The sequence below is a fragment of the Phenylobacterium sp. Root1290 genome (genome assembly GCF_001425305.1).
In the GTDB taxonomy this organism is placed as follows: Bacteria; Pseudomonadota; Alphaproteobacteria; order Caulobacterales; family Caulobacteraceae; genus Phenylobacterium.
In genome coordinates, this window is record NZ_LMEE01000001.1 from 712,926 (window position 1) to 735,340 (window position 22,415).

Here is a 22,415-nt window from a genome sequence, read left to right on the forward strand (position 1 = left end):
CGTCGCCGCGGCCACGGCCTGCGGCGACGCGTGTCTTTCCAGCCCACCGGAACGCGCCCAATGCTGAACCGCCGAGACCTTCTGCTTGCAGGGGCCGCGTCGCTGGCCGCGCCCGTGACCGCATCATCCCAAACCCCGGCGCCCGACGGCCTGCGGCTGACCGCGTTGCTCGACAGAGCGATGCAGGACGCACTGATGGCGTCGCCGCAACTGATGACGCTGACGGGGCTCGACGCCGGGCCAGCCAAGCATCGGCTCGACGACCGTTCAGAAGCCAGCTTCGCCAAGATGAAGGCGCTGTTCGTGAAGATGGCGGCCGACCTGCGCCAGTTCGACCCGGCGGCCCTGCAAGGCGGCGACCTGCTCAACTATCGGACCGCGGACTACCTCGCCCAGGTGACTCTGCAGAGCTACGACTTCGCCTACGGCGATCCCGGGGTCGGCGGCGCCGTGCCTTACACGATCTCCCAGCTCACCGGAAACTACCGCGCCATCCCGACCTTCCTGGGCAGCCAGCACACCATCACGAAGAACGAGGACGCGGAGGCCTATCTCGACCGGCTCGCCGCGTTCGGCCCCTCGCTCGACCAGGAGACCGTGCGGGCGCGCGCCCACTTCGCGCTCGGCGCCGCGCCCCCCGACTTCATTCTACGTACCACGTCCGGGCAGATCTCCGCCCTGCTCTCCCCCGCGCCAGGGGCGTCCGAGCTCGTCGCGAACCTTACGCGCCGCACCACTGATAAGGCCCTGCCCGGCGACTGGCAGGCGCGGGCGGCGAAGATCGTTGAAACCAGTGTCTATCCGGCGCTGCGCCGGCAACTGGAACTGCAGCAGCAAGCCCTGGAAGGCGCCACGCACGACGCCGGCTGCTGGCGACTCCCGGAGGGCGAGGCCTACTACCGCTTCGCCGTACGCTCCTTCACGACCACGGATATGAGCGGCGACGAAATTCATCGCCTGGGACTCGAAAGGGTCGCCGAACTCAGCGCCGAGGCCGACGCGATCCTCAAGGCGCGCGGGCTCACCAAGGGCTCGGTCGGACAACGCATCGCCGCCCTGCGCAGCCGTCCAGACCAGATCTACCCAGACACCGACGTGGGCCGCGCCCAACTGCTAACCGACATGAACGTCATGGCCGATGTGATGCGGAAGCGGCTGCCGGCGTACTTCGGCGCCCTGCCCAAGGCGCCCGTCGAGATCGCACGAGTACCCGTCACCATCGAAGCGGGCGCGCCTGGCGGCTCGTATCAACCCGGTTCGGTCGACGGCAAGCGACCGGGCGTCTTCTATATCAACCTGCGCGACACGGCCGAGCAGCCGCGCCTGGATCTGCCCACCCTGGTCCACCACGAGGTGCTGCCGGGTCACCATCTCCAGATCGCCCTGGCCATGGAAGCTAAGGGCCTGCCGCTGCTCCGGCGCATGCCGTTGTTCTCGGGCTATTCGGAGGGCTGGGCGCTATACGCCGAACAACTCTCCGACGAGATGGGCGCCTACCAGGACGATCCGCTCGCGCGGCTGGGCTATCTCGCCTCATTGCTCTTCAGGGCATCGCGGCTGGTGGTCGACTCAGGCCTCCACCACAAGCGATGGAGCCGTGAAAAGGCGATCCACTACATGGTCGACACCCTTGGCGACAAGGAGACCAGCGTCACACGAGAGGTAGAGCGCTACTGCGTGCAGCCAGGCCAGGCGTCGAGCTACATGCTCGGCCATCAGGCGTGGGTGGAAGCACGGGAGCGCGCCAAGGCCCAACTGGGTCCTGAGTTCGACATCCGCGGCTTCCACGACGCCGGCCTGCTCTACGGCGCCATGCCGCTCTCGGTCCTGGGCGGCCATCTGGACGACTGGGCCAAGAACGGCGGGCGCGTCGCCTGACCGGCTATTTCGAAGCGACGTTCATCACGGCCAGGCTCATCGCCATGACGCCGGTGCGGATCGAGGGCTCCGGGACCGGCGCAAAGAAGGGCGAGTGATTGACCGGCAAGGCAGCCCCTGGCTTCTGCGCGTCGGCGAACGTCTTGGCGTCGAATCCGCCAATGCCGAAATAGACCGAGGGCGTGCCGGCGATGATGAACTCCGAATAGTCCTCGCTGGCCGAACCGGCCTGCGGCTGGACGACGGCGTTGTCGCCGAACGCGGCCTGGAACACCTTGGCGGTCCGCTCGGTCAGTTCGGCGTCGTTGATCACCGCCTTGCCGCCAGGGGCGATCGTGACCGTGGGCGCGGGCGCGCCGGCCATGTCGGCAACGGCGTTGGCGGTACGGTTGACGCCGCTGATGATCTTGTCGCGAACGGCGCCGTCTTGAGTGCGGATGGTCCCACGCAGGTGAGCGCTGTCGGGAATGATGTTGCCCGCGCTGCCCGCCTGGAAGGATCCGACTGTCACCACTCCGAAGGCTGCAGGGTCCTTCTCGCGGCTGATCACGCTTTGCACATCGACGACGAAGCGCGATCCCATCATCACGGGATCGATCGTCGAGGCCGGCATCGAGCCATGCCCGCCTCGCCCGGTGAAGACGACATCGAGGCCGTCCGACGTCGAGCTGACCGCGCCCGGTTTGTAATAGACTTGTCCGGCCAGGCCCGGCCCCACGTGCAAGGCGAAGCCATAGTCGGCCTTGCCGAAGCGCTTGATAAAGCCGTCGTCCAGCATGGCCTTGGCGCCATTGACGGTCTCCTCGGACGGCTGCGCCACGAAGATCACCGTGCCGCTCCAGCGCGCCTTGGATGCGATCAGCGCCCGGGCCGTGCCGATCCACGCCGCCATGTGCACATCGTGACCGCAGGAGTGCGCGACGAAAGTGTCCTTGCCGTTCCAGGTCGCCATGGCGCGGCTCGCGTAGGGCAGGCCGGTCTTTTCTTCCATCGGCAGAGCGTCGAGTTCGGTGCGAACCAACACGCTGGGGCCGGCTCCGTTCTTTAGCACAGCCACCACGCCAGTGCCGCCGACGCCTTCGGTCACCTCAAGCCCCAGGCTGCGCATCTCGGCCGCCAGCTTCGCGGCGGTCCGCTTCTCCTGGAACCCCAACTCGGGATGAGCGTGCAGGTCCTTGTAGAGCGCGTCCAGCTGTCCGTAGTCGCGATCCAGGACCGCCGCGACTTCGGCCTTGGCCGCCGGCACATCCAGCGGGGCGGCCAGGGCCGGCGCCGACACCAGACCCAAAACGACCGCCGACGCGGCGCAGAACAGCTTCTTCATGGCTATGCCCCCGGGGAAAAGAACTGGCCCTGGTCTAGCTTGGCCGAAACACCAATCCCATCCCCGGAACAGCAAAAGGGCCAGCCTTTCGGCCGGCCCTTCGTGTCTAAGAGTATTCCGCTCTAGAACGGGATTTCGTCGTCCAGATCGGCCGAAAAGTCCTCGCGCGGGCCGGAGCTCTGATTGCGTTGGCCGCCGCCGAAGCCGCCGCCGCCGCCGCCATAGCCACCACCGCCACTTCCGCCACCGCTGCCGCCGCCATAGTCGCCGCCGAAGTCACCGCCGCCGCCGCCCGCGTTGTCGCCGCGGCCGTCGAGCATGGTCAGTTCGCCACGGAATTTCTGCAGGACAATCTCAGTGGAGTACTTTTCCTGGCCGGACTGATCGGTCCACTTCCGGGTCTGGATCGAGCCCTCGATATAGACCTTCGAGCCCTTGCGCAGGTACTGCTCGGCGACCTTCACGAGATTGTCGTTGAAGATCACAACCCGGTGCCACTCGGTCTTTTCCTTACGCTCGCCGGAGCTGCGGTCACGCCAGGTTTCCGAGGTGGCGATGCGCAGATTGGCGACGCGGTCGCCAGAATTGAGGCTGCGAATTTCGGGGTCGGCGCCCAGATTGCCGACCAGAATGACCTTGTTGACGCTGCCCGCCATGAGCTTGTCCCTTGCTTTCCGTGCTATGCGGCCCAGCGGCCTAAGCGCGGGACGCTAGACGAGGGCAAGATGCGGATCAAGTTAATGTTCCGCATTCGTTCACGGCGTTCGGCGCTTCGTCCACAGACGTTTTGCCGCCCCGATTGAACTATTGCCCGGGAGCCGGGGCCTGTTCGCGCGGCATCGCGCCGGGCACCGCGAGGCGGCCGTCGCCGGTCCGCACGAGCGCCAGGTAAGGCGCCTGCTCCAGCGAAGGCGCGGTGAAGATTCCGCGGCGCTCGACGAAGATAAAGTTGCCCTTGTATGCGCCGGTGACCTCGCGGACAGAACCGCCCATCCGCAGGAACCGGACGCGCATGCCTTCCAACTCGGCGGCGCAGTGCTCCAGGTCGGGAACGCCTTCCTTGAGCTTGTTGAACTTCAATTCGCCATCCGCGGTCTTCGACACGCTCCAACAGATCCCCTCGCCGCCCGGCGGCATGGTGCGCTTGGAACACGCCGCCAGAGCGACAACTGAGAGACCGGCGACGAGGGCGAAGCGAAGCAGCATGGAGATCAGCCTATGGTCGCGAATGCGGCAGCGGCAGGGCGAGGCCTAGCCAATGGAAGAGATGGAGCAATTCTGCGCCTGTTCGGCCAGCGGACGGAAGCTGCGATTATCGCCTGAAACCTCGACCTTGCCCGGCACCAGGCGCAGCGTTTGCTGCATCCAGCGCCCGTAGGTGGCGCCGCCGGGTCGCTCGCAGCGCCCTGCGAACAGCGTCTGAACGCAAGCATTGAGCGTCAGGTCGCTGGGCAGCTTGCGCCATCCGCCGTCCACATAGCGCCAGCAGCCCCCTGTCGGCGCGTTGCTGGCGGTCGGGGCTTGGTTCGGCGCCGTGGGCGCCGGATTGAGGGGAACCACAGCCTCCGGCTGCGGCGGCAGCGGGGTCAACATCGTTCCGGCCTGATCGGCGGCCGCCAGATTTCCAGCCTCATCGACACCGACGTCGAGCGCCCCGGTCGCCACGCCATTGCGCTTAGCGCAATCGGCCAGGGTCATCTCGCCGACGTACTGACCGGCGACGAAGCAGCGCAGCGGTTTGGCGGGATCAAGCCGGCCATCGTCCGGGGCGCCGGTTTCGACGACGAGCCCACCTTGGGAGGCCGGAGGCGGCGACGTCTTCTCATCGCGCCCCTTGTTGACCATCACGCTGGCGATGACCACGCCGGCCAACAGGGCGAGCGCGCCGCCGACGAGGGCCAGAAGCGTGCGCCGATCTTTCAGGAATTCCATACGCCCTCGCTAGACCGTGCGTGTGACGGTTTCAAGCGCGCGTCTGGATCAGCCGCCCCCGGTCAAGCGGTTGAGCCCCGCCTGATAGTTGGCGAGTTGGTTCTTCAGGTAGGCAGGAACCTCGCCCGTGGCCTTCTTTGTCTCGCTGGCGGGCTTCATGCCCTGCTCAAGATCACGATAGGCGGTGCGGAGCACTGACATCGCCATGGTCAGCTTGTCGATGGTCGCCTTGATCTCGTCCTTCGTGGAGAGCGACAGGTCGCGCGGCATCTTGAGGCCGTACATGGCTGACCCGCCGTCGCCAGGGGTCATTTGGCCGTCCGTCATCACCGTGCTGCGCACGAATCCTTCGTTCAGGCCGAGCGCCTCAAGCGCGTCGAGGCCCCCCTTCCCGCCCAGAATTTCGAGGCTGGATCGGCTGTTCTGCGGCCGAATCTGGAGCTTGCGGACATCGCCGTCCGAAACCACCTCGGCCTTCACGCCGAACGACGTCGCGCGCTGGATCTTCTTGGCCAGCGTTTCCAGCGTATCTGTCGCTTCGATGGTGATCGTGACCGCCGGGCCGCCGATTCGCCGACGAATCTGGAACGTGTCCCCCGGACGGGCCGACGTCGCCGAAGTTACAAGTTGAGAGTCCGAGTACTCGATCTTGCCCGTTGGCAGCCCGAGACGGTCCAGGGCGCTGGCGCCGCCCACATCGACCGCGATCGAGGTCGGCGTCGTCATCTTTTCTGAGCCGGTGAAGCGCTGCGACCAGGCGATCGCGCCGGTGCCGATATCCAGCCCCACCGCAAAGCCATCGACCTTGCCGACCGCATTGTCCATTCCCGGCAAGTCGGTCTTGGTCGTGCCGGTCAGCCAGACCTTGCCGTCCGCCACGGTAATGGCTGTGGCGCGATCATCGCCGCTGCCGCCGTAATAGGCGATGGCGTCCGAGCCGGACGACAGATCGGCCGATATGCGCGCAGCGAAAGCGTCCACGCTGCCCGACGACGCCCGCGTCGTGTTGCCGACGCCGAGCGTGGCGCCCGTCGAGCCTGCGATCACGATGTTGCCGCCGTCCATGGTCACGCCGGCGATCGAGCCGCCGCCGAGGGTGCCCAGGCTACGCGTCGCGGTGAGCGTCGGGACCTTGGGATCGGTCATGTCGAAGCGGCGGAGTTGCACCTCGCTGGCCTCTACCGAGGCGACGACGACGCTGGTCCCATCAACGATCAGCCCAACCGGCTTGTCTTCACCCGAGGTTCCGAACTGCGTCGTCGACTTCAGACGGCCGTCCGCGTCGAAAGTGCGAAGATAGTTGTCCCAGTTGCCGCTCGAGGTCTGGCCGGGCATCGCGCCCTTGGCGCGCCCCAGCACGTAAAGCGAGCCGTCCGAACCGAAGGCGACGCTCGTCGCTTCATCGTCATCACGCGCGCCCGTTCGCTGCGACCACACCTCATCCCCCGCCGCGCTGAACACGGCGACGAAGCTGTCGGGCTTGGTTTCATCAATGCCGTTGTCGGCCTTTACGACCTTGGGGATGGTCTCGAGCGTTCCGCTGCCGATCGGCACGCCGCTGGCCGCGAACCCGCCCGTCACGGAACCGGACACCGCGATCTGCCCGTCCGGCCCCACGGCCAGGCCCAGGCCTGTGGCGTCGGCCGAAGCGCCCAGCGTCCGCGCATAGACCAGCTTGCCTGCCGAATCGAACTTCATCAGCGCGACGTCGCCGGCGCCCTTGATGGTTTGCCCATCGATCGCGTCATTCACATCGGCGAGCATATAGAGCGCGCCGTCGGGCCCGCTCACGGTCTTGTGGACCTTCTCGACCCCTTCCGGCAGCGCGACATTGAACACGCGGCCTTCGACCCAGTTCACGTCGCCAGGCCGCCGCACGGCGTCCGCCGAGGTCCCGGTCTCGAACTTCACCAACTCTTCGACGAGTTTGGGTTCGGGCGTGACGGTTACGACTTTGCCGTCCTCGACCTTGGTCGTCTTGGCCGGCTTCGGATCGCCCGCCGTCTGGGTGATGTAGACCGCCGGCGACGTGCTCGGGGCGGAGAAGGTCAGGATTTCAGTCGTATCGCCCTGGATCTTCAGGCCGAACTTGTCCGGCTCCTTGCCGAGCTTGATCGTCCGACCATTGACCTCGGTCGTCTTGTCGGCGCCGGCGATCTTGTCGACGGCGAAGCGTGTGCTGAAGCCCGAAGCGCTGAGCTTGGTGTTGATGTATTTCACGACCTCGTTCATCGAGCGGGTCGTCGAACCCATCTCGGCGAGGTCGAAGTCAATCGTCGTTTCGACCTTGTTGGGCAGGCGAATCTTGACGCTGAACTTCATATCGCCCTGGAACGCCTCGACCGGGTCGGTCGCCGTGCCCTGGTGCAGAGGCGACGTCACATACCTCGGAGTCGTCTTTGGCACGCCGACGACCGACTTGGCCTTGTCGTTTACGTCGCCATAGGTCAGGCGCAGCTTGTCGAAATTCGCATCGTCGATGTAGCCCGACACCTCCGCCATGCCGCGGGTGAAGGCGGCCTGAATTCGCTTCAGTTCGGCGGAGCTGGTGTCCTTGTCATCGGCTTTGCGCGCCATGGCTTCCAGCGTCGCCAGGCCCTGATGGATCGCGAAGAGCTGCCGGTAGTCCTCGCTGGCGCCCTTCACATCGAGCTGAGTCTGGTACCCGTCGATAAACTTGCGCCCCATGAGGACGCTCTTGAGCATCTCGTCGGCCTTCGGGGCCGCCGACAGCGTGCTCCATGGGGGCGTCGGGGCCTTCGCCACCGAAGACGCGACGGTGGTCGATGTTCCGCCCACGGAGGCGCTCAGGCCGTTACGCGCCTGAAAGTAGCCTAGCAGCAGATTGGTATCGAGGCCGATCACCTAGCCCACCATGCTCACGCAGTTTCCCAACCGCAGATTGCGCCACAAGGGCTGACGAGGTGTTAAGGCCTGCCGCTCGGGCGAAAATAAAAGGCCCCGGAGCCAGAAGCTCCAGGGCCTTGAGACACTCCCCTCAGACTGCCGTCAGCCCTTGAACAGTTGCAGGATCACCTGCGGCTGCGAGTTGGCGATGGATAGAGCCTGCGCGCCCAGTTGCTGCTGCACCTGCAGCGCCTGCAGTCGCGCGCTTTCCTTAGCGATGTCCGCGTCCACCAGGTTGCCGATCCCGGTTTCGAGAACGTCCTGCAGCTTGGAGACGAAGGTGACGTGCTTCTCGATCTGCTTGGCCTGCGCGCCCATTTCAGCGAGGGCGGCGGTGACCTTGCCGATGGCGAGGTCAAGCGAGGCGAGCACCGACTTGGTCGAGCTCGTCGTACCGGTCAGGCCGGTGCCGTCGAGATTGATGATCGAACCGGAGATCGTGAAATCCTGCGGCGTCAGCGCGATGTAGCTGTCGCCGTCCGAGTTCGCGAGGAAGTTGAGGTCGCCCGACAAAGTCCCGTTCAGGACGGAAACTCCGTCGAACTCGGCCGACGAGGAGAATTGGCTGATCGCCTGGAGCAGAGTCTGGAACTCGTCGTCGAAGGCCTTGCGGGTCGATGGCGAGGCCGAGTCTTCGGCGGCGCCGACAACCTTTTCCCGCATCTGAACGAGGATGTCGCTGATCTGCTGGCCGGCGCTCAAGGCGACGTCGGTAATGGAGGTGGCCCGGTCGAGGCTCATCTTCACGGCGCCGAGCGAGCTGAAGTCAGCGCGCTGCTTCTGCGCGATCGCATAGACGGCCGCGTTATCCTTGGCGCTCGACACCCGCAGGCCGGTGTTGATCTTGTTCTGAACCTGCTCCAACCGCTCGTTGGTGGTGTTGAGGTTCTGGAGCGCGATCAGCGCCGACTTGTTCGTATTTACGCTCATCGCCATGGCGCCAATCTCCTTCAGAGAACCCATGATTGACGCGCGACTCGCACGCCGAAACTATGGTTAACGCTAGGAAGCGCATGGTTTCCGAAAGATTAACGCGGGCGCGCCAGTAGCCGCAGATCCCTCACCCAGGCTGCGGTTGCGCCCTGTGGATGAAGGCGCGGTGCAGGCCCGTCGAGCGGGCATGGACGTCGTCAGGCCTGGGTCGCGATCACCGCTCCGGCCACGTAGGCCTCGGCGTCCCGCATCCGCAGCACTTCTTCACGCGGCAGTTGCAGCACCACCTCGCCCGTGCGGCGATCGATGGTCTTGTAGACGAAACTGCCCGCCTGCCCTTCTTCGATCACCAGCCGCAGATCCGGCTCCGCCGAGGGCGGCGCGACGGGCGCGGGGGCGACGAACGGCCTTGCGGGCGCCTGAACCGGCTCGATGTCCGGTAGCGCCGCCACGGCTGAAAGCTTGTTCTCCATGGTCCCATCCGCCCGAGACTTGCGCGCTCAGGCGACCCCAATTGCGCGGTGACGGCGGAGAGGTCTCCCTCCCCGCCGCCGACGCAGGGCGCGGCCGAAGCCGCGCCCCATTCGGCTTATCGGAACAGGCCGAGCAGGCTGCTCGACGATTGGTTCGCGATGCTGAGGGCCTGCACCCCAAGCTGTTGCTTGGTCTGCAGGGCTTGCAGCCGCGCGCTTTCCTTCGCCAGGTCGGCGTCGACCAGGTTGCCGACACCGGCGTCCAGGGTGTCCTGGAGCTTCATGACGTTGGTCATGTGGGTGTCGAGCGCTTCCACTTCCTTCACGTCCGCCGAACCCACGGTGCCAGTCAGCGAGGTCAGCGTCGCGGCGATCTTGGTGTTCGACTTCGACAGGTCCACGTGGGCGATGTCGATGGTCGCGGTCGCGTCGGCGTTGGCGATCGACTTGATGCTCGAGCTGTTGACCGAGGCCGCCGAGATCAGGTTGACGCCGTCGAAGCTGGCGTTGTTGGCGATCGTGTTGATCTGGTCGCGCAGCGCCGTGTACTCGTCGCTGAGCGCCTGCTTGGAGGCGGTCGACAGGCCCGCTTCAGTCGCCGCCAGGACCTTTTCCTTCATCTGGACGAGAATGTCCGAGATGGCGGTGCCGGCCGACATGGCGACGTCAGCCACCGACTGGCCGCGTTGCAGCGACGAGACGACGGAGTTGAGCGAAGCCGATTCGGCGCGCTGGTTCTGGGCGATGGCCCAGATGGCGCCGTTGTCCTTGGCCGACGAGATCTTCAGGCCGGTGTTGATCCGGTTCTGAACGACGCCGAGGTCTTTGTTGGTGGTGTTGAGGTTCTGCAGGGCGATCATCGCGCCCTGGTTGGTATTAACCGAATTCATGGCCATACGCGTGGTTCCTTTTCTCGGAGACCGGCGTCGTTTTGACTGCCGGAGGCATTTTGCCCGCCCCTAACAAAGCAATTGCGGGGCCACCCCGACGACAGGCCAACCAATTGAAATAACTTATGTTTTGGCGTTTACCCGAGGTAAACCACGCCCTGATGAGCAATTCCCGGCCGCGCCCGGCAATATTTGCCCAGTACGCCCGGCAAATATTGCCGCCAGGCAGATATCACCGAGCGGCTGGCGTGGGCCAAAACGCAAAGCGCCGACCACGAGGGCCGGCGCTTGAAACGATAGTGAAATTAACCAGATCGCCCGAAGGCGGAACGAGTCAGGCCGCGGCCGGAGCGTCAGCTTTCTGCGACAGCGCTTGCATCATCATCTTGTTGATCTCGATGAGCGTGTCGAAGTTGTCCTCCCCGCGCATCACTTCACTGGAGTGACGCCCGACGAACAGGCTCAACGAGATGATGCCCGCGCGGATCTGCGGCGTAAGCTTGTTGTCCGGCTCGGAGCAATCACGAGCCAGCGTCGACCAAAGCCGCCGATTCCAATCGATCGCATCGATTCGAACCGCAAAATCACTGGCCGGGGCCTCTGACGCCGTAATCAGCGCCCGCGTCACCTGCCCAAACAGCCGGTATTCAGCATCCTTGGGCGCCTCAGCCCGGCTCGCCGCCTGCTGGTAAGCTCGAAGCGACATTCCCCAACCTCTCGTCTTCGTACTCGATCAACTTCCGGCACAACATGAGCGCCTTGTAGTACTCGCGCGCCATGGCGTGTTTTGAGATAGCGACGCAGTCCGTCAGCACCTCCGGATTCCGGATGACGCCCATGAACTCGGTCAGGCGCTGAACAAACTCGTCGTAGTAACGAGTAGCTCCACCATCATCGAGGTACATCATCATCATCGGGAAGTAGATGCGACGGGCCGGCGTTCCAGCGTCTTCAGGCTGCATGATGTCCTTCTCGCGAAGGACCGACGCCTTGTTCTGCAGCACCAGGGTCGTACGGCGATCGCCGTTCTGAACCACCGCACCGTTGAGAACGAACTTCTCTCCGGGCTTCAGGGACAGCTTAAGCGGCATTCCTCGGTCTCCAATAGAGGCGTGTCGCCCAATTCGCCTGCGCTCAGCAGTTCGATTGGGCAAGGCTAGATGCGAGGGGTTAACCGGACCTTGCACACCCCTGTCGCCCCCAGGTCATTAGCAGACCGTTAAGCATAATTTTTCAAGATTGCGGCATGCGGGATGCTGGGGCTGCGTAATGAGTGAAACTTCGGATCCAGCTGGCTCTGTTCGCCGCATTCAGACGCCGCGAGGTGGGCCGGCCGGCGACTCGGCCTCCAAGGAATCGGTCAACAGACTGCGCGATGAGCTTGGGGCCCTCAAGGCCGCCAAGGCGGCGTTGCCCCATCTGAAGCGCGCCCTCGCCCACATTGCTAGCAAAGACTATCCGGCCGCGCGCGGCGCCGCCCAGAAGGCGGTCGATCGCGACCCCAGCCTCATTCACGCCTGGCATCTCCTGGCCATCGCACGCGAGCAACTCGGCGATTGGCCCGCCGCACTCGCTGCCTATGAGCGCGGGCTCTCACTTGACCCGGCCAATCCGCCGATCGCCAACGACCTCGGTCGGCTCGCGTTCAAGATGGAGATGCTGCCCCAGGCCGAAGCGCTCTTCCGCCACTACCTCGCCTTCCGACCCAACGCCCCCGAGAGCACGAACAACCTTGCTTGCGTGCTGCGAAGTCAGATGCGCTACGACGAGGCGATCGAGGTGCTCAAGCCCGCGCTGCAGGCTCATCCCGAGAAGGTCATGCTCTGGAACACCCTGGGCACGGTCATGGAGGACATGGGCGAGTCCGAGCAGGCGGGGCTGTTCTACGGCGAGGCCCTGCGTCTCGACCCGCACCAGGCCAAGGCGCGCTACAACCTAGCCAACACCCTCTTCGCCGCCGGCCAGCAGCAAGAGGCGATCGCGCAATGCCGCGAGGCGATGGCCGGCAGCCGGTCGGCCGAAGATCTGACAATGATGCGTTTCGCCCTGGCGACGATGCAGTTGGCGACGGGTGAACTTGGCGAAGGCTGGGACAACTACACCGCGCGCCTGGAACCGACCTATTACGACCCGGTGGACTTCATGGTCCCCCGCCCGCGTTGGGAGCCCGGGACCGATCTGGCCGGTCGGCGCCTGCTGCTGGTCGGTGAACAGGGCTTGGGCGACGAGATCCTGTTCGCCAACGTCCTCAACGACGTGATCGAAGCCCTGGGCCCTGGCGGCGAGCTGACCCTGGCGGTCACGAACCGGTTGGTCAGCCTGTTCTCGCGAACCTATCCACGGGCTCATGTTGGCGCTCACGCCAGCGTCAAGCTGCAGGGACGGACCGCGCGCCGCGTTCCGTTCATAGAAGACTGGTCGCAGATCGATGTCTGGGCGCCTCTTGGCGAGATGCTCCGTCACTTCCGGCGATCGATCGACTCCTATCCGGACCGTCCCGGCGGCTTCATGGCCGCCGACCCGGCGCGCGTGCGCCACTGGCAGGACAATCTCGGACATCTGCCGGGCCAGAAAGTGGGGCTGTTGTGGACCAGCATGGTCATCGACTCGACGCGCCACAAACACTTCGCGCCGTTCGAGAAGTGGGCGCCGGTGCTGCGCACGCCTGGCGTCAGCTTCGTCAACTTGCAGTACGGCGACCAAAGCGAGGCGATTGAACGCGCCCAGCGTGAATTCGGCGTCGAGATCCATCAGCCGGAAGGCATCGACCTGAAGAACGATCTGGACGACGTTGCGGCGCTGGCCTGCGCGCTGGACCTGACAATCGGCTTCTCCAACGCCAGTTTCAACCTGGCCGCCGCGTGCGGGGCCTCGTCCTGGCTGCTGACCTCGTCGGACAACTGGGCGCGCCTCGGGGCGGACCACTACGCCTGGTACAGCCAGGTGCGGATGCTGTGGCCGCGAGCGGCGGCCGACTGGGACAATCTAATGCAAGATCTCGCCGGCGCTCTGGCTGAACATGTCGTCGCCGCCGAAGGGCCCGCGGCGGTGCGAGCGCGAGGCTGACATGGCGGTATTTGATGAAAGCGCCGCCGGCGACGCGGCTGCGCCCGAAAAGCTGGCCCGTCTGAGCGCCGACATCGCCTCGGCCACTGCGATGCGCGAGGCCCTGAAGGCCCTGCAGGTCGCCCTGACCCACGCACACGAGAACCGGTTCGCAGAAGCGTGCACCTTTGCCGAAGAGGCGCTGACCCACGACCCGAGCCTCGTCTTCGGCTGGCACCTGCTGGGGATCGGGCGCGACAAGCTCAACCAGCGCAGCCAGGCTCTCGACGCCTATGAGCGCGCCTTCGCCCTGTCGCCGGCCGATCCGGACATCGCTCACGATCTCGGCCGCCTGGCCTTCAAGATGGACATGCTGCCCCAGGCCGAGGCGCTGTTCCGCCATTGCCTCAGCTACAAGATCGGCGCGCGCGAACCTTCGAACAATCTCGGCGCGCTGCTCCGCCGCCAGATGCGGTTCGACGAGGCGATTGAGGTCCTTCGCCTGGCTCTCATGGCCGAGCCGGAAGCTCCGATGCTCTGGCTGACCCTGGGCACCATCGTCGGCGACAAGGGCGATATCGACCAGGCCGAGATCTTCTACAGCGAGGCGCTGCGTCTCGATCCGTCCTATGCCAAGGCGCACTACAACCTGGCCAACATCCTCTTCACCAAGCACCGCCACGACGAGGCGCTCAGCCATTGCCACAAGGCGATCGAGCTGTCGGATGTCCCTGAGGACTCCTCGATGATGCGCTTCGCGCTCTCGACCATGCTGCTGGCGCGCAGCGAGCTCACCCAAGGTTGGGCCTACTACGACGCGCGGCTCGAACCGACCTACGCCGAACCGATCCACTTCGTCGTCGACCGCCCGCGTTGGACGCCGGGCACGAGCATCGCCGGACGTCATCTCATGCTGTTTGGCGAACAAGGCTTGGGGGACGAGATCCTGTTCGCCAACGTGCTCGACGACGTCCTGGCGGACCTCGGGCCGGAAGGCCGCCTCACGGTCGCGGTCACCGACCGGCTGCTGCCGTTCTTCCAGCGCAGCTTCCCGAGCGTCACGTTCGGCAGCCACGCGACGCTCAAGGGCTCCGGCCGCGCATTCCGCGGCGCGCAGTTCATCAAGGACTGGTCCGACATCGACCTCTGGGCCCCCTTGGGGGCGATGCTCAAGTCGTATCGCGGCGCGATCTCGCAGTTCCCTGACCGGCCCAAGGGCTACATGAAGGCCGACCCCAGTCGCGCCCAACACTGGCGGAACACGCTGGCGCACCTACCCGGCCTAAAGGTCGGCGTGCTCTGGACGAGCCTCGTCATCGACTCGAGCCGCCACCTATACTTCTCGCCGTTTGAGGACTGGCGCGCCGTTCTGCAAACTCCGGGAGTCAGCTTCGTCAATCTCCAGTACGGAGATCAGTCCGAGGCCATCGCCCACGCAAGGGATGCCTTCGGCGTTGAGATTCACCAGCCCCCAGGCATCGACCTCAGAAACGACCTGGACGACGTCGCGGCGCTGTCGGGCGCGCTCGACCTCGTCATCGGCTTCTCCAACGCGTCGTTCAACATCGCCGCGGCGAGCGGTACGCCAGCCTGGCTGATCGCGGTCGAGACGGCGTGGACCCGCCTGGGGACCGATCACTATCCCTGGTACAGTCAGGTCAGGACCTACGCGCCCGCAACTCATGGCGACTGGGCGGCAGTCATGGCGAAGGTCGCAGAGGATCTGACGCAGGAAGCTGCGCGGGGAACGGGAGTCGCCGCGACGGGTTGATGGCGAGAAGCGTCCGCGGGACGCGAAGCCAGGAGAGCCGCTATGCCGGGCCTGCGTGAAGACGACGGCTACGACGACCAGGACAACGCCGAGGCGTTTGACGAAGCCAATCTCGACGAGCGCGAGCAGATCGGTGAGATGCGGACATTCGAGGAGATGCCCGATCTCTTTGACGCCACCCGCGCCGACGGCGACCGCGACGACGACGAAGGCGCCTCTCTCGACGCGGCGGAGTTCGACGAGGACGAGTTCGACGACGACGGGCTGGAAGAGGACGACGAGCTCGACTACCGAGCCTCAGCGGACGATCTCGATGATGAGGACGAGGACGCCTTCGACGAAGATCAGATCGAAACCGATTCGATTGATGGCCTCGAAGAAGTCGGAGACGCCGACCTCGTCGCCGGCGGCGAAGACGATTTCACCAATTTCCAATCGAAGGCCGTAGGCGACGACGACCTGCGCCGTATGGGCTATGCGCGCAGCGATGATGCTGAACGGCGAGCTGAAAAGGCGCTGGAGATTGGCCTTGAGGACACCTTCCCGGCTTCGGACCCGGTCTCGGCCACCCGCGACCGACGCTAGGTAAGCCCCGCGACCTTTGCGACAAAGGCCGCCGAACGATGCTCAATCAGCTTGAATGTCCCGCTTGTGTCTCTAGTTTGGACCCAGGTTGAAACATTTGTTCGAAAATACGGGCGTCATATTCGTCCGTCGCGAGGAGCGCGAATGAGCCAGCGTTTTGAAGGCACCGAGAATTACGTCGCCACCGAAGACCTGAAGGTAGCCGTCAACGCCGCTGTTGCGCTGGAACGGCCCCTGCTGATCAAGGGTGAACCCGGCACAGGCAAGACCGTGCTGGCCTATGAGATCGCCAAGGCGCTCGACGCCGAGTTGATCACTTGGCACATCAAGTCGACCACGAAGGCTCAGCAGGGCCTGTACGAGTACGACGCTGTCACCCGCCTGCGCGACAGCCAGTTGGGCGACGAGCGGGTCAAGGACGTCCGCAACTACATCAAGAAGGGCAAGCTCTGGGAGGCGTTCACCGCCGGCAAGCGCCCGATCCTGCTGATCGACGAGATCGACAAGGCCGACATCGAGTTCCCGAACGACCTCCTGCAGGAGCTCGATCGCATGGAATTCTACGTCTACGAGACTAATGAGACGATCAAGGCCGTGATCCGTCCGATCGTGATCATCACCTCGAACAACGAGAAGGAACTGCCGGACGCATTCCTGCGCCGCTGCTTCTTCCACTACATCCGCTTCCCGGACGCCGACACGATGAACGAGATCGTGGAAGTCCACTATCCGGGCATCAAGCAGAAGCTGGTCGCCGAGGCGCTGCGCATCTTCTACGACATGCGCAAGGTTCCGGGCCTGAAGAAGAAGCCGTCGACCTCGGAACTGCTCGACTGGCTGAAGCTGCTGATGGTCGAGGACATCGACGAGAACGCGCTGAAGGAAAAGGATCCGACGAAGCTGATCCCGCCCCTGCACGGCGCGCTGCTGAAGAACGAACAGGACGTCCACCTGTTCGAGCGCCTCGCCTTCCTCGCCCGTCGCGAGGGCGCTGGGAGCCGGCCCGGCCAGCAATAGGCTTACGGCGAATTCACTCGACGTTTCAAAGCGCTCCGGTCACCGTCGCAAGACATGACCGGAGCGTTTTACGTATGAGGACCACCCTTCTGCTCGCTGCGTCGGCCCTGGTGCTGACGGCCTGCAATCGCGACGTATCGCACGCAGTTTCCAAGCTCGATTGCCCGAGCACTGAAGGCGAACTCACCCGCGTCAGCGCGGCTCCGGATAGGAAGTCCTGCATCTACCGATCGTCCGACGGCGCCGAGGTCAGCCTGGAACTGACCCCCATCGTCGGATCGGCCCAGGCGACCTTGGCCAAGATCGAAGCCGACCTGCGCAGCACGCCAGGCCCGATGACCCCCGACGCCGAAGCCGCCCAGGCCGAGGTCGGCGCGAAGATCGCCGAGACCGCGGCCATGAAAGCCAATGTCGGCGCCATCGCAGCCGAGGTCGCGCGCGTCCAGGCCGAGGCCGCCGCCGACGCGGGGATCAGCCAAGCGTCGAAAGGCGGAGGGGCCGATCCTGGCAGCAACCGCATCGACCTGCCGGGCGTCCATGTGTCCGAGGAAGGCGATAGCGCGAACGTCCGGATCGGGCCGCTGCGGGTGGACGCCGACGGCGAGGACACCACGGTCAACATCTACCGCGACGTGCGGATGCGGGGCGAAGCGCTGTCGCGCGAGAAGCGCGGCCTGCGGGCGACCTTCATCTACACCGGCAAGGACCTTCCGGCGGGCTACCGGTACGTCGGCTTCGAGGCTGGCGGGCCGAAGACCGGGCCGCTGACGGTCGCCAGGGTTCGCTCCAAGCTCGATACGGAGTCCGGGGACAAGATCTATCACGACGTGCAGGAACTGGTTCGCCGCAACGGCGGGGTCTGAGCCCCTATCCCGCCGGCTGGACCTCAACGACCTTGTAGGTCAGCGGGCGGCCGTCTTCATCGGTGACCGTGACGTACTCGCCCACCGCGAAGCGATGCTCGCCGAGCCGATGCACCGGCTCATCGTCCAACGAATCCGAGTCGTCATAATCGAAGAACCAGCGGGCGCCGCGGCGCGACAGGCGGCCATCGGCGGCGTCCTCGTCCGGCGCGAAGCGGCGCACGACGCACTCGGATCGGGCCTTCGCATAGGCGTCGGCGTCGAGCATGCCGTCAGCCGTCAGCGGCGCGGTCAGCGCATAGCCGCGATGGTCGTCGCCGCCAGCGAACTCAGTGCCAGGATTGCGGGCGAGCCGCATCACGATGCGCGACAGGGTCATGACCTGAACCTCAAGTTCTAGTGTGAAAGGAAGAGCGACGGCTGGTCGGCCGACAGCAAGGTCCGCGTCGTGCCGCCGAAGATGAACTCCTGCAGCCGCGGGTGACCGAAGGCGCCGGCGACCAGGATCCCCGCTCCGGCCTTGCTGGCCGCGTAGAGCAGCAGGGGCGCGGCGTCGCCGCTGTCGGGCAGGACGTCGACCTCCGCCTTCACGCCCCGTGCGGCGTAGTAGGCCTGCAGACGATGGGGATCAAAACTGCGCGAGGTCGCCTTCGGGGCGGCCAGGATGACCACGTGGGGCGCCTTTTCGAGCAACGGCATGGCCAGCCGCGCGGCGCGCGAAGCCTCCTTGCCGCCGTCCCAGGCGACCGCCACGGGACCGCCGACGGCGAAGCCTTCTCGGGCCACCAGGACCGGACGCTGTTCGTCGGCGACCATTTGCTGGAACGCCTCGGCCAGCGGCCCGCGGCCACGCGCCGAGTCATTGTTGAACACGACCACGTCGGAGAGCCGGCTCTCCGCCGACAGCCCGGCCCAGACGGGGGTCTGCAGCGAGATGAACTGACCCTTGGCGTAGGGCGTCGCGGCGACCGCGGCGCGGGCGTTCTTCTCGCCGGCGATGGCCGCTTCCTTCAGCGACTCCAGGGCGGTGGTCTGGACGCCGCCGAGGAACCCCTCGCCCATCCAGGGCATTACGTCCGCCACATCCGCGGGCGTGTAGACGCACGCCAGTTCGGCGCCGAAGGGCTCGGCGAGTTTGGCCGCAGCGGCTATCACGGCCTTGTCGCCTTCCCCACCCGACAGAGGCGCCATGATCCTAGCCCAGCTCATCGTAGTTCCTTTCTCGACCCGGCCTCGCGTCCATCTGGAGCCTCAATCGCACGCCGCGCATTGATCTTTGGCAAGTCCTGGGTCAGTTCACGACCTTGACCATGGAAGGAACGCATCGGTGAGGAAAGGGCTGCGTACATCACGCAACGAACCGCGCGCCTGGCAGCGGATGCTTTCGGGTCGCAGGCTGGACCTGCTCGACCCCTCGCCCATGGACATCGAGATCGAGGACATCGCCCACGGCCTGGCCCGGGTCGCGCGCTGGAACGGGCAGACCATTGGCGAGCACGCCTTCTCGGTGGCCCAGCATTCGGTGGTGGTCGAGGAGATCTGCGCGCACATCCAGCCGGACCTCGAGCCGCGCTGGCGGTTGGCCGCTCTGCTGCACGACGCCTCGGAGTATGTGATCGGTGACATGATCAGCCCGTTCAAGGCGGCGCTGGGGGTGGATTATCGGAAATTCGAGGAGCGCCTGGAAACGGCGATCCACGTCCGCTTCGGGATCCCGGCCAAGGCGCCGCTGGCGGTCAAGAAGCTGATCAAGCAGGCCGACCGCGCCTGCGCCTTCTTCGAGGCCACCCAACTGGCAGGTTTCAGCAAGGCCGAGGCGCTGGAGTTCTTCGACGCCCCGCCGCCCGGCTACGACCTGGTCATCGAGCCGCTGTCGCCCGCCCAGGCGCAAAGCCGTTACATTCAGCGCTACAATGTCCTGTCCGAGGCGGCGGGATTCGCATCCTCCTCCGCGGACGCGGCTTTCGACACCGAGTAGCGCCATGACCCTGATCGTCTGCGGATTGTCCGAGGTGCCTGCGATCATCGCCGCCCGCGCGCCCTCGCACATGGTCACGCTGCTGGACGCCGCCAGCATGATCGATACCCCCGCCGGCCTGGCCGCCGACCGCCACCTGCGCCTGTCGGTCAACGACATCGCCGAGCCCACCGAGGGCCTGATCCTGCCCAGCGAGGCCCTGGTCCAGCAACTGCTGGCGTTCGGCCGCGCCTGGGACGCCAGCGCCCCGATGGTCGTGCACTGCTGGGCCGGCATCAGCCGTTCGAGCGCCAGCGCCTTCATCCTCGCCTGCGACCGCAATCCGCACGTCGACGAGAAGATGATCGCCATGCGGATGCGCCGCGCGGCCAAGCACGCCTATCCCAACCGGCGCATCGTCGCCCTGGCCGACGACATCCTGCGCCGCCACGGCCGCATGGTCGACGCCGTCGAGGCCATGGGCGACTACGAGTACAGCGGTTACGGCGTACCCTTCGACTTCTCGGCCGCACATTGATGGAGCAGGCCGCGGTGGTCATTGGGCTGTCGGCGGTGGTGGTCGCCGTCCGCGACGGCGACGCCGTGGTGCTGACCGTCCGCCGCGAAGGCCAGCTGGCCGGCCTGCCCTTCGGCCCCTTCGACCCCGACGGCCACCGCACGTTCGAGCTGGCCCTGCGCGCCTTCGTGACCGCCCAGACGAGGTTCGACCTCGGCTATGTCGAGCAGCTCTACACGTTTGGAGACCGTGGCCGCGACGCCCCGCTGGCCGACATGGGCCAGGGCGGCGCGGCGCGGGTGCTGTCGGTGGGCTACCTGGCGCTGACCCCGACGCCGGTCGACACCACCGGGCCCGACACCGCCTGGGCCGACTGGTCGCGGTTCTTCCCCTACGAGGACTGGCGCGAGGGCCGCCCCGCCGCCCTGGACGAGCTGGAGCCGGCGCTGCGCCGCTGGGCCGCCGGCCGGCCGGAGAAACTGGCTCGCGCCCGACTGCTGTTCGCCCTGGAAGGCGCGCCCTGGAACGAGGAGCGGGTGCTGGAGCGCTACGAGCTGCTCTACGAGGCGGGCCTGGCCCCCGAAGCCGCCCGCGACCGCGCCGAGGCGCCGGGCACGCCATCCGAGGCCCTGGCCGCGGCGCTGGGCGAGCCGATGCTGTCCGACCACCGCCGGATCCTGGCCACCGCCCTCTCCCGCCTGCGCGGCAAGCTGAAGTACCGCCCGGTGGTGTTCGAACTGATGCCGGACGCCTTCACGCTCTCGGCGCTGCAGCGGGCGGTGGAGGCGATCGCCGGGGTGCCGCTGCACAAGCAGAACTTCCGGCGGGCGCTGGAGCGGGCCGAACTGGTCGAGGGCCTGGGCCGCGTCGACTCCGAGACCGGCGGGCGCCCGGCCGAACTCTTCCGCTTCCGCCGCGAGGCGCTGAGCGCCCGCCCGGTCTCGGGCCTGGCCCTGCCGCTGCTGCGCGACTAGTCCGAAATAAATGTAATCACTGTTCAGTTTACCCTGCGGCGCCCCCTTGAAGCGCGCCGCGATGGGCTCACTATGCCTCCAAAATAGACATAGGGAGCGAGGCCGATGACCGATCAGCGTCCGTGGAGCATTGTGGAGACCTCCGCCTTCGACCCCGTCGCGCGGGTCGATCCGCACGGCCGGCTGAGGGACCTGCGCGAGCAATGCCCGGTGCACCGCGACGAGCCGGTGAAGACCTGGTTCCTCACCCGCTATGGCGATGTGCGCGAGACCGTCAACGACCGCGACCTGTGGCGCCACTGGAGCCGCTCGGAGGAAGGCGCGCTGCTGCGGCGCATGGACCGCGATCCCGACGCCCCGCGCACCGACAGCATCCTCTCGCTCGACGAGCCCGACCACAGCCGCGTGCGGCTGCCGCTGGCCAAGGCCTTCTACGCCCGCATCAACGCCATGAAGCCGCAGATCGAGGCGATCATCGACAAGGTGATCGACGAGGCGCCGGCCGACGCGCCGTTCGACCTGATCGCCGACCTGGCCATTCCGATCCCGATCCTGGTGATCGCCGCCATCCTCGGGGTCGAGGAGCAGCGCTTCCGGGAGTTCCGCGAGTGGTCGGAGGCCTCGATCCTCGGCCTCAACCCGCTGCGCACGCCCCAGGAGACCGAGCGCATGGAATGGGGCTCGGCCATGCTGATGGACTATTTCAGCGAGCTTATGGCCGCACGCCGCGCCGCGCCGCAGGACGACCTGATCAGCGACATGGTCAAGCTGCAGGCCGAAGGCGCGCCGCTGTCGGACGACGAGGTGCGGGTCAATCTCTCGGCCCTGCTGATCGGCGGCAACCTGACCACCACCGACCTGATCGGCAACGGCGTCTGGCTGTTGCTGAACCATCCGCAGGAACTGGCCAAGCTGAAGGCCGACCCCAGCCTGGCGGCCGCCACGGTCGAGGAGATCCTGCGCTTTGAATCGCCGGTGGCGATCACCAACCGGGTGATCTCAGGCGAGCGGCAGGTCGGCGGCTGCCCGATGCACGCCCATCAGTCGGTGATCACCTCGCTGCACGCCGCCAACCGCGACCCGGAGGTGTTCGAGGACCCCGACCGCTTCGACATCACCCGCAAGCACGTGCCCCACGTCGCCTTCGGCGGCGGCAGCCACATCTGCATCGGCGCCCCCCTGGCCCGGATCGAGGCCAAGCAGGCCCTGGTGCGCCTGTTCGACCGCTTCCCCGACCTGCGCCTGGCCGGCGACGAGCCGACGTGGCGGGCGCTGCCGTTCTTCCGGGGGATGGAGGCGTTGGTGGTGGCGGGGTGATGGCGCCTCGCGGGTTTGCGCCAGTTCCGGAC

General features: G+C 66.1%; 22 protein-coding genes. 10 read left to right on the forward strand and 12 right to left on the reverse strand.

Annotated elements, in window-relative coordinates; all coding sequences use genetic code 11:
* The first annotated feature begins 114 nt into the window (after positions 1-114).
* Positions 115-1,878: a DUF885 family protein gene (locus tag ASC79_RS03445; RefSeq protein ID WP_327082817.1), complete on the forward strand. Its 1,764-nt coding sequence runs from the start codon at positions 115-117 to the stop codon at positions 1,876-1,878.
* Positions 1,879-1,882: 4 nt separating this feature from the next.
* Here the strand turns inward: ASC79_RS03445 and ASC79_RS03450 are convergent, their stop codons facing one another.
* The 10 genes from ASC79_RS03450 to flbT form a co-directional block, all read right to left on the reverse strand.
* Positions 1,883-3,202 carry an amidohydrolase gene (locus ASC79_RS03450; protein WP_056019708.1) on the reverse strand — a complete coding sequence of 440 codons (1,320 nt, stop codon included), beginning with the start codon at positions 3,200-3,202 and terminating at the stop codon, positions 1,883-1,885.
* 122 nt (positions 3,203-3,324) lie between these two features.
* Positions 3,325-3,858: a single-stranded DNA-binding protein gene (locus ASC79_RS03455; RefSeq protein WP_056019712.1), complete on the reverse strand. Its 534-nt coding sequence runs from the start codon at positions 3,856-3,858 to the stop codon at positions 3,325-3,327.
* Between the two features lie 148 nt (positions 3,859-4,006).
* Positions 4,007-4,408: a hypothetical protein gene (locus tag ASC79_RS03460; RefSeq protein ID WP_056019715.1), complete on the reverse strand. Its 402-nt coding sequence runs from the start codon at positions 4,406-4,408 to the stop codon at positions 4,007-4,009.
* A 45-nt stretch (positions 4,409-4,453) separates the two neighbouring features.
* Positions 4,454-5,134 (reverse strand): hypothetical protein, encoded by a 681-nt coding sequence (locus tag ASC79_RS03465; RefSeq protein WP_056019718.1) that lies wholly within the window; start codon positions 5,132-5,134, stop codon positions 4,454-4,456.
* Positions 5,135-5,182: 48 nt separating this feature from the next.
* Entirely contained in the window at positions 5,183-7,999 is a 2,817-nt protein-coding gene (locus tag ASC79_RS03470) for a hypothetical protein (RefSeq protein ID WP_056019721.1), read from the reverse strand.
* Between the two features lie 144 nt (positions 8,000-8,143).
* A complete protein-coding gene (locus tag ASC79_RS03475; protein WP_056020970.1) occupies positions 8,144-8,977 on the reverse strand; it encodes a flagellin in 834 nt (277 codons plus the stop codon).
* A gap of 194 nt (positions 8,978-9,171) precedes the next feature.
* Positions 9,172-9,447: a hypothetical protein gene (locus tag ASC79_RS21320; RefSeq protein ID WP_056019725.1), complete on the reverse strand. Its 276-nt coding sequence runs from the start codon at positions 9,445-9,447 to the stop codon at positions 9,172-9,174.
* 116 nt (positions 9,448-9,563) lie between these two features.
* On the reverse strand, positions 9,564-10,343 hold the full coding sequence (locus ASC79_RS03485; protein WP_056106208.1) for a flagellin: 780 nt from the start codon (positions 10,341-10,343) through the stop codon (positions 9,564-9,566).
* A 328-nt stretch (positions 10,344-10,671) separates the two neighbouring features.
* On the reverse strand, positions 10,672-11,043 hold the full coding sequence (gene flaF / locus ASC79_RS03490) for a flagellar biosynthesis regulator FlaF (RefSeq protein WP_056019727.1): 372 nt from the start codon (positions 11,041-11,043) through the stop codon (positions 10,672-10,674).
* Positions 11,003-11,428, reverse strand: coding sequence for a flagellar biosynthesis repressor FlbT (gene flbT / locus ASC79_RS03495; protein ID WP_056019730.1), 426 nt, complete (start codon positions 11,426-11,428; stop codon positions 11,003-11,005). The genes flaF and flbT overlap by 41 nt, the downstream gene beginning before the upstream one ends.
* A 178-nt stretch (positions 11,429-11,606) precedes the next feature.
* Here flbT and ASC79_RS03500 point away from each other — a divergent pair, with 178 nt between their 5' ends.
* The 5 genes from ASC79_RS03500 to ASC79_RS03520 all read left to right on the forward strand — a co-directional run bounded on the left by ASC79_RS03500 (position 11,607) and on the right by ASC79_RS03520 (position 17,618).
* The gene (locus tag ASC79_RS03500; protein WP_056019733.1) at positions 11,607-13,403 is read left to right on the forward strand and encodes a tetratricopeptide repeat protein; all 1,797 of its coding nucleotides are present in this window, start codon (positions 11,607-11,609) and stop codon (positions 13,401-13,403) included.
* 1 nt (position 13,404) lies between these two features.
* Positions 13,405-15,153, forward strand: coding sequence for a tetratricopeptide repeat protein (locus ASC79_RS03505; protein WP_162244252.1), 1,749 nt, complete (start codon positions 13,405-13,407; stop codon positions 15,151-15,153).
* Between the two features lie 42 nt (positions 15,154-15,195).
* Positions 15,196-15,738, forward strand: coding sequence for a hypothetical protein (locus ASC79_RS03510; RefSeq protein ID WP_056019739.1), 543 nt, complete (start codon positions 15,196-15,198; stop codon positions 15,736-15,738).
* 144 nt (positions 15,739-15,882) lie between these two features.
* Entirely contained in the window at positions 15,883-16,755 is an 873-nt protein-coding gene (locus ASC79_RS03515) for a MoxR family ATPase (RefSeq protein ID WP_056019743.1), read from the forward strand.
* Between the two features lie 74 nt (positions 16,756-16,829).
* Positions 16,830-17,618, forward strand: a complete 789-nt coding sequence (locus ASC79_RS03520; RefSeq protein WP_056019746.1) for a hypothetical protein — start codon at positions 16,830-16,832, stop codon at positions 17,616-17,618.
* A gap of 4 nt (positions 17,619-17,622) precedes the next feature.
* Here ASC79_RS03520 and ASC79_RS03525 read toward each other — a convergent pair whose 3' ends face one another.
* Together ASC79_RS03525 and ASC79_RS03530 are read right to left on the reverse strand one after the other, a co-directional pair.
* Positions 17,623-17,997: a hypothetical protein gene (locus tag ASC79_RS03525; RefSeq protein WP_056019749.1), complete on the reverse strand. Its 375-nt coding sequence runs from the start codon at positions 17,995-17,997 to the stop codon at positions 17,623-17,625.
* 17 nt (positions 17,998-18,014) lie between these two features.
* Positions 18,015-18,827 (reverse strand): universal stress protein, encoded by an 813-nt coding sequence (locus ASC79_RS03530; RefSeq protein WP_056019752.1) that lies wholly within the window; start codon positions 18,825-18,827, stop codon positions 18,015-18,017.
* A 118-nt stretch (positions 18,828-18,945) separates the two neighbouring features.
* Between ASC79_RS03530 and ASC79_RS03535 the strand changes: the two genes are divergently transcribed.
* The 4 genes from ASC79_RS03535 to ASC79_RS03550 all read left to right on the forward strand — a co-directional run bounded on the left by ASC79_RS03535 (position 18,946) and on the right by ASC79_RS03550 (position 22,383).
* Positions 18,946-19,596 carry a YfbR-like 5'-deoxynucleotidase gene (locus ASC79_RS03535; protein ID WP_369817294.1) on the forward strand — a complete coding sequence of 217 codons (651 nt, stop codon included), beginning with the start codon at positions 18,946-18,948 and terminating at the stop codon, positions 19,594-19,596.
* Between the two features lie 4 nt (positions 19,597-19,600).
* Positions 19,601-20,113 carry a tyrosine phosphatase family protein gene (locus ASC79_RS03540; RefSeq protein WP_056019758.1) on the forward strand — a complete coding sequence of 171 codons (513 nt, stop codon included), beginning with the start codon at positions 19,601-19,603 and terminating at the stop codon, positions 20,111-20,113.
* A complete protein-coding gene (locus ASC79_RS03545; RefSeq protein ID WP_056019761.1) occupies positions 20,113-21,066 on the forward strand; it encodes a hypothetical protein in 954 nt (317 codons plus the stop codon). Before ASC79_RS03540 ends, ASC79_RS03545 begins: the two co-directional genes overlap by 1 nt.
* 105 nt (positions 21,067-21,171) lie before the next feature.
* Positions 21,172-22,383: a cytochrome P450 gene (locus ASC79_RS03550; protein ID WP_056019764.1), complete on the forward strand. Its 1,212-nt coding sequence runs from the start codon at positions 21,172-21,174 to the stop codon at positions 22,381-22,383.
* Positions 22,384-22,415: the final 32 nt, after the last annotated feature.

Coding starts and splice junctions, on each gene's coding strand:
- ASC79_RS03450 (WP_056019708.1), bottom strand. CDS start 3,202: ATGAAGAAGCTGTTCTGCGCCGCGTCGGCGGTCGTTTTGGGTCTGGTG.
- ASC79_RS03455 (WP_056019712.1), bottom strand. CDS start 3,858: ATGGCGGGCAGCGTCAACAAGGTCATTCTGGTCGGCAATCTGGGCGCC.
- ASC79_RS03460 (WP_056019715.1), bottom strand. CDS start 4,408: ATGCTGCTTCGCTTCGCCCTCGTCGCCGGTCTCTCAGTTGTCGCTCTG.
- ASC79_RS03465 (WP_056019718.1), bottom strand. CDS start 5,134: ATGGAATTCCTGAAAGATCGGCGCACGCTTCTGGCCCTCGTCGGCGGC.
- ASC79_RS03475 (WP_056020970.1), bottom strand. CDS start 8,977: ATGGCGATGAGCGTAAATACGAACAAGTCGGCGCTGATCGCGCTCCAG.
- ASC79_RS21320 (WP_056019725.1), bottom strand. CDS start 9,447: ATGGAGAACAAGCTTTCAGCCGTGGCGGCGCTACCGGACATCGAGCCG.
- ASC79_RS03485 (WP_056106208.1), bottom strand. CDS start 10,343: ATGGCCATGAATTCGGTTAATACCAACCAGGGCGCGATGATCGCCCTG.
- flaF (WP_056019727.1), bottom strand. CDS start 11,043: ATGTCGCTTCGAGCTTACCAGCAGGCGGCGAGCCGGGCTGAGGCGCCC.
- flbT (WP_056019730.1), bottom strand. CDS start 11,428: ATGCCGCTTAAGCTGTCCCTGAAGCCCGGAGAGAAGTTCGTTCTCAAC.
- ASC79_RS03500 (WP_056019733.1), top strand. CDS start 11,607: ATGAGTGAAACTTCGGATCCAGCTGGCTCTGTTCGCCGCATTCAGACG.
- ASC79_RS03505 (WP_162244252.1), top strand. CDS start 13,405: ATGGCGGTATTTGATGAAAGCGCCGCCGGCGACGCGGCTGCGCCCGAA.
- ASC79_RS03510 (WP_056019739.1), top strand. CDS start 15,196: ATGCCGGGCCTGCGTGAAGACGACGGCTACGACGACCAGGACAACGCC.
- ASC79_RS03515 (WP_056019743.1), top strand. CDS start 15,883: ATGAGCCAGCGTTTTGAAGGCACCGAGAATTACGTCGCCACCGAAGAC.
- ASC79_RS03520 (WP_056019746.1), top strand. CDS start 16,830: ATGAGGACCACCCTTCTGCTCGCTGCGTCGGCCCTGGTGCTGACGGCC.
- ASC79_RS03525 (WP_056019749.1), bottom strand. CDS start 17,997: ATGACCCTGTCGCGCATCGTGATGCGGCTCGCCCGCAATCCTGGCACT.
- ASC79_RS03530 (WP_056019752.1), bottom strand. CDS start 18,827: ATGAGCTGGGCTAGGATCATGGCGCCTCTGTCGGGTGGGGAAGGCGAC.
- ASC79_RS03540 (WP_056019758.1), top strand. CDS start 19,601: ATGACCCTGATCGTCTGCGGATTGTCCGAGGTGCCTGCGATCATCGCC.
- ASC79_RS03545 (WP_056019761.1), top strand. CDS start 20,113: ATGGAGCAGGCCGCGGTGGTCATTGGGCTGTCGGCGGTGGTGGTCGCC.
- ASC79_RS03550 (WP_056019764.1), top strand. CDS start 21,172: ATGACCGATCAGCGTCCGTGGAGCATTGTGGAGACCTCCGCCTTCGAC.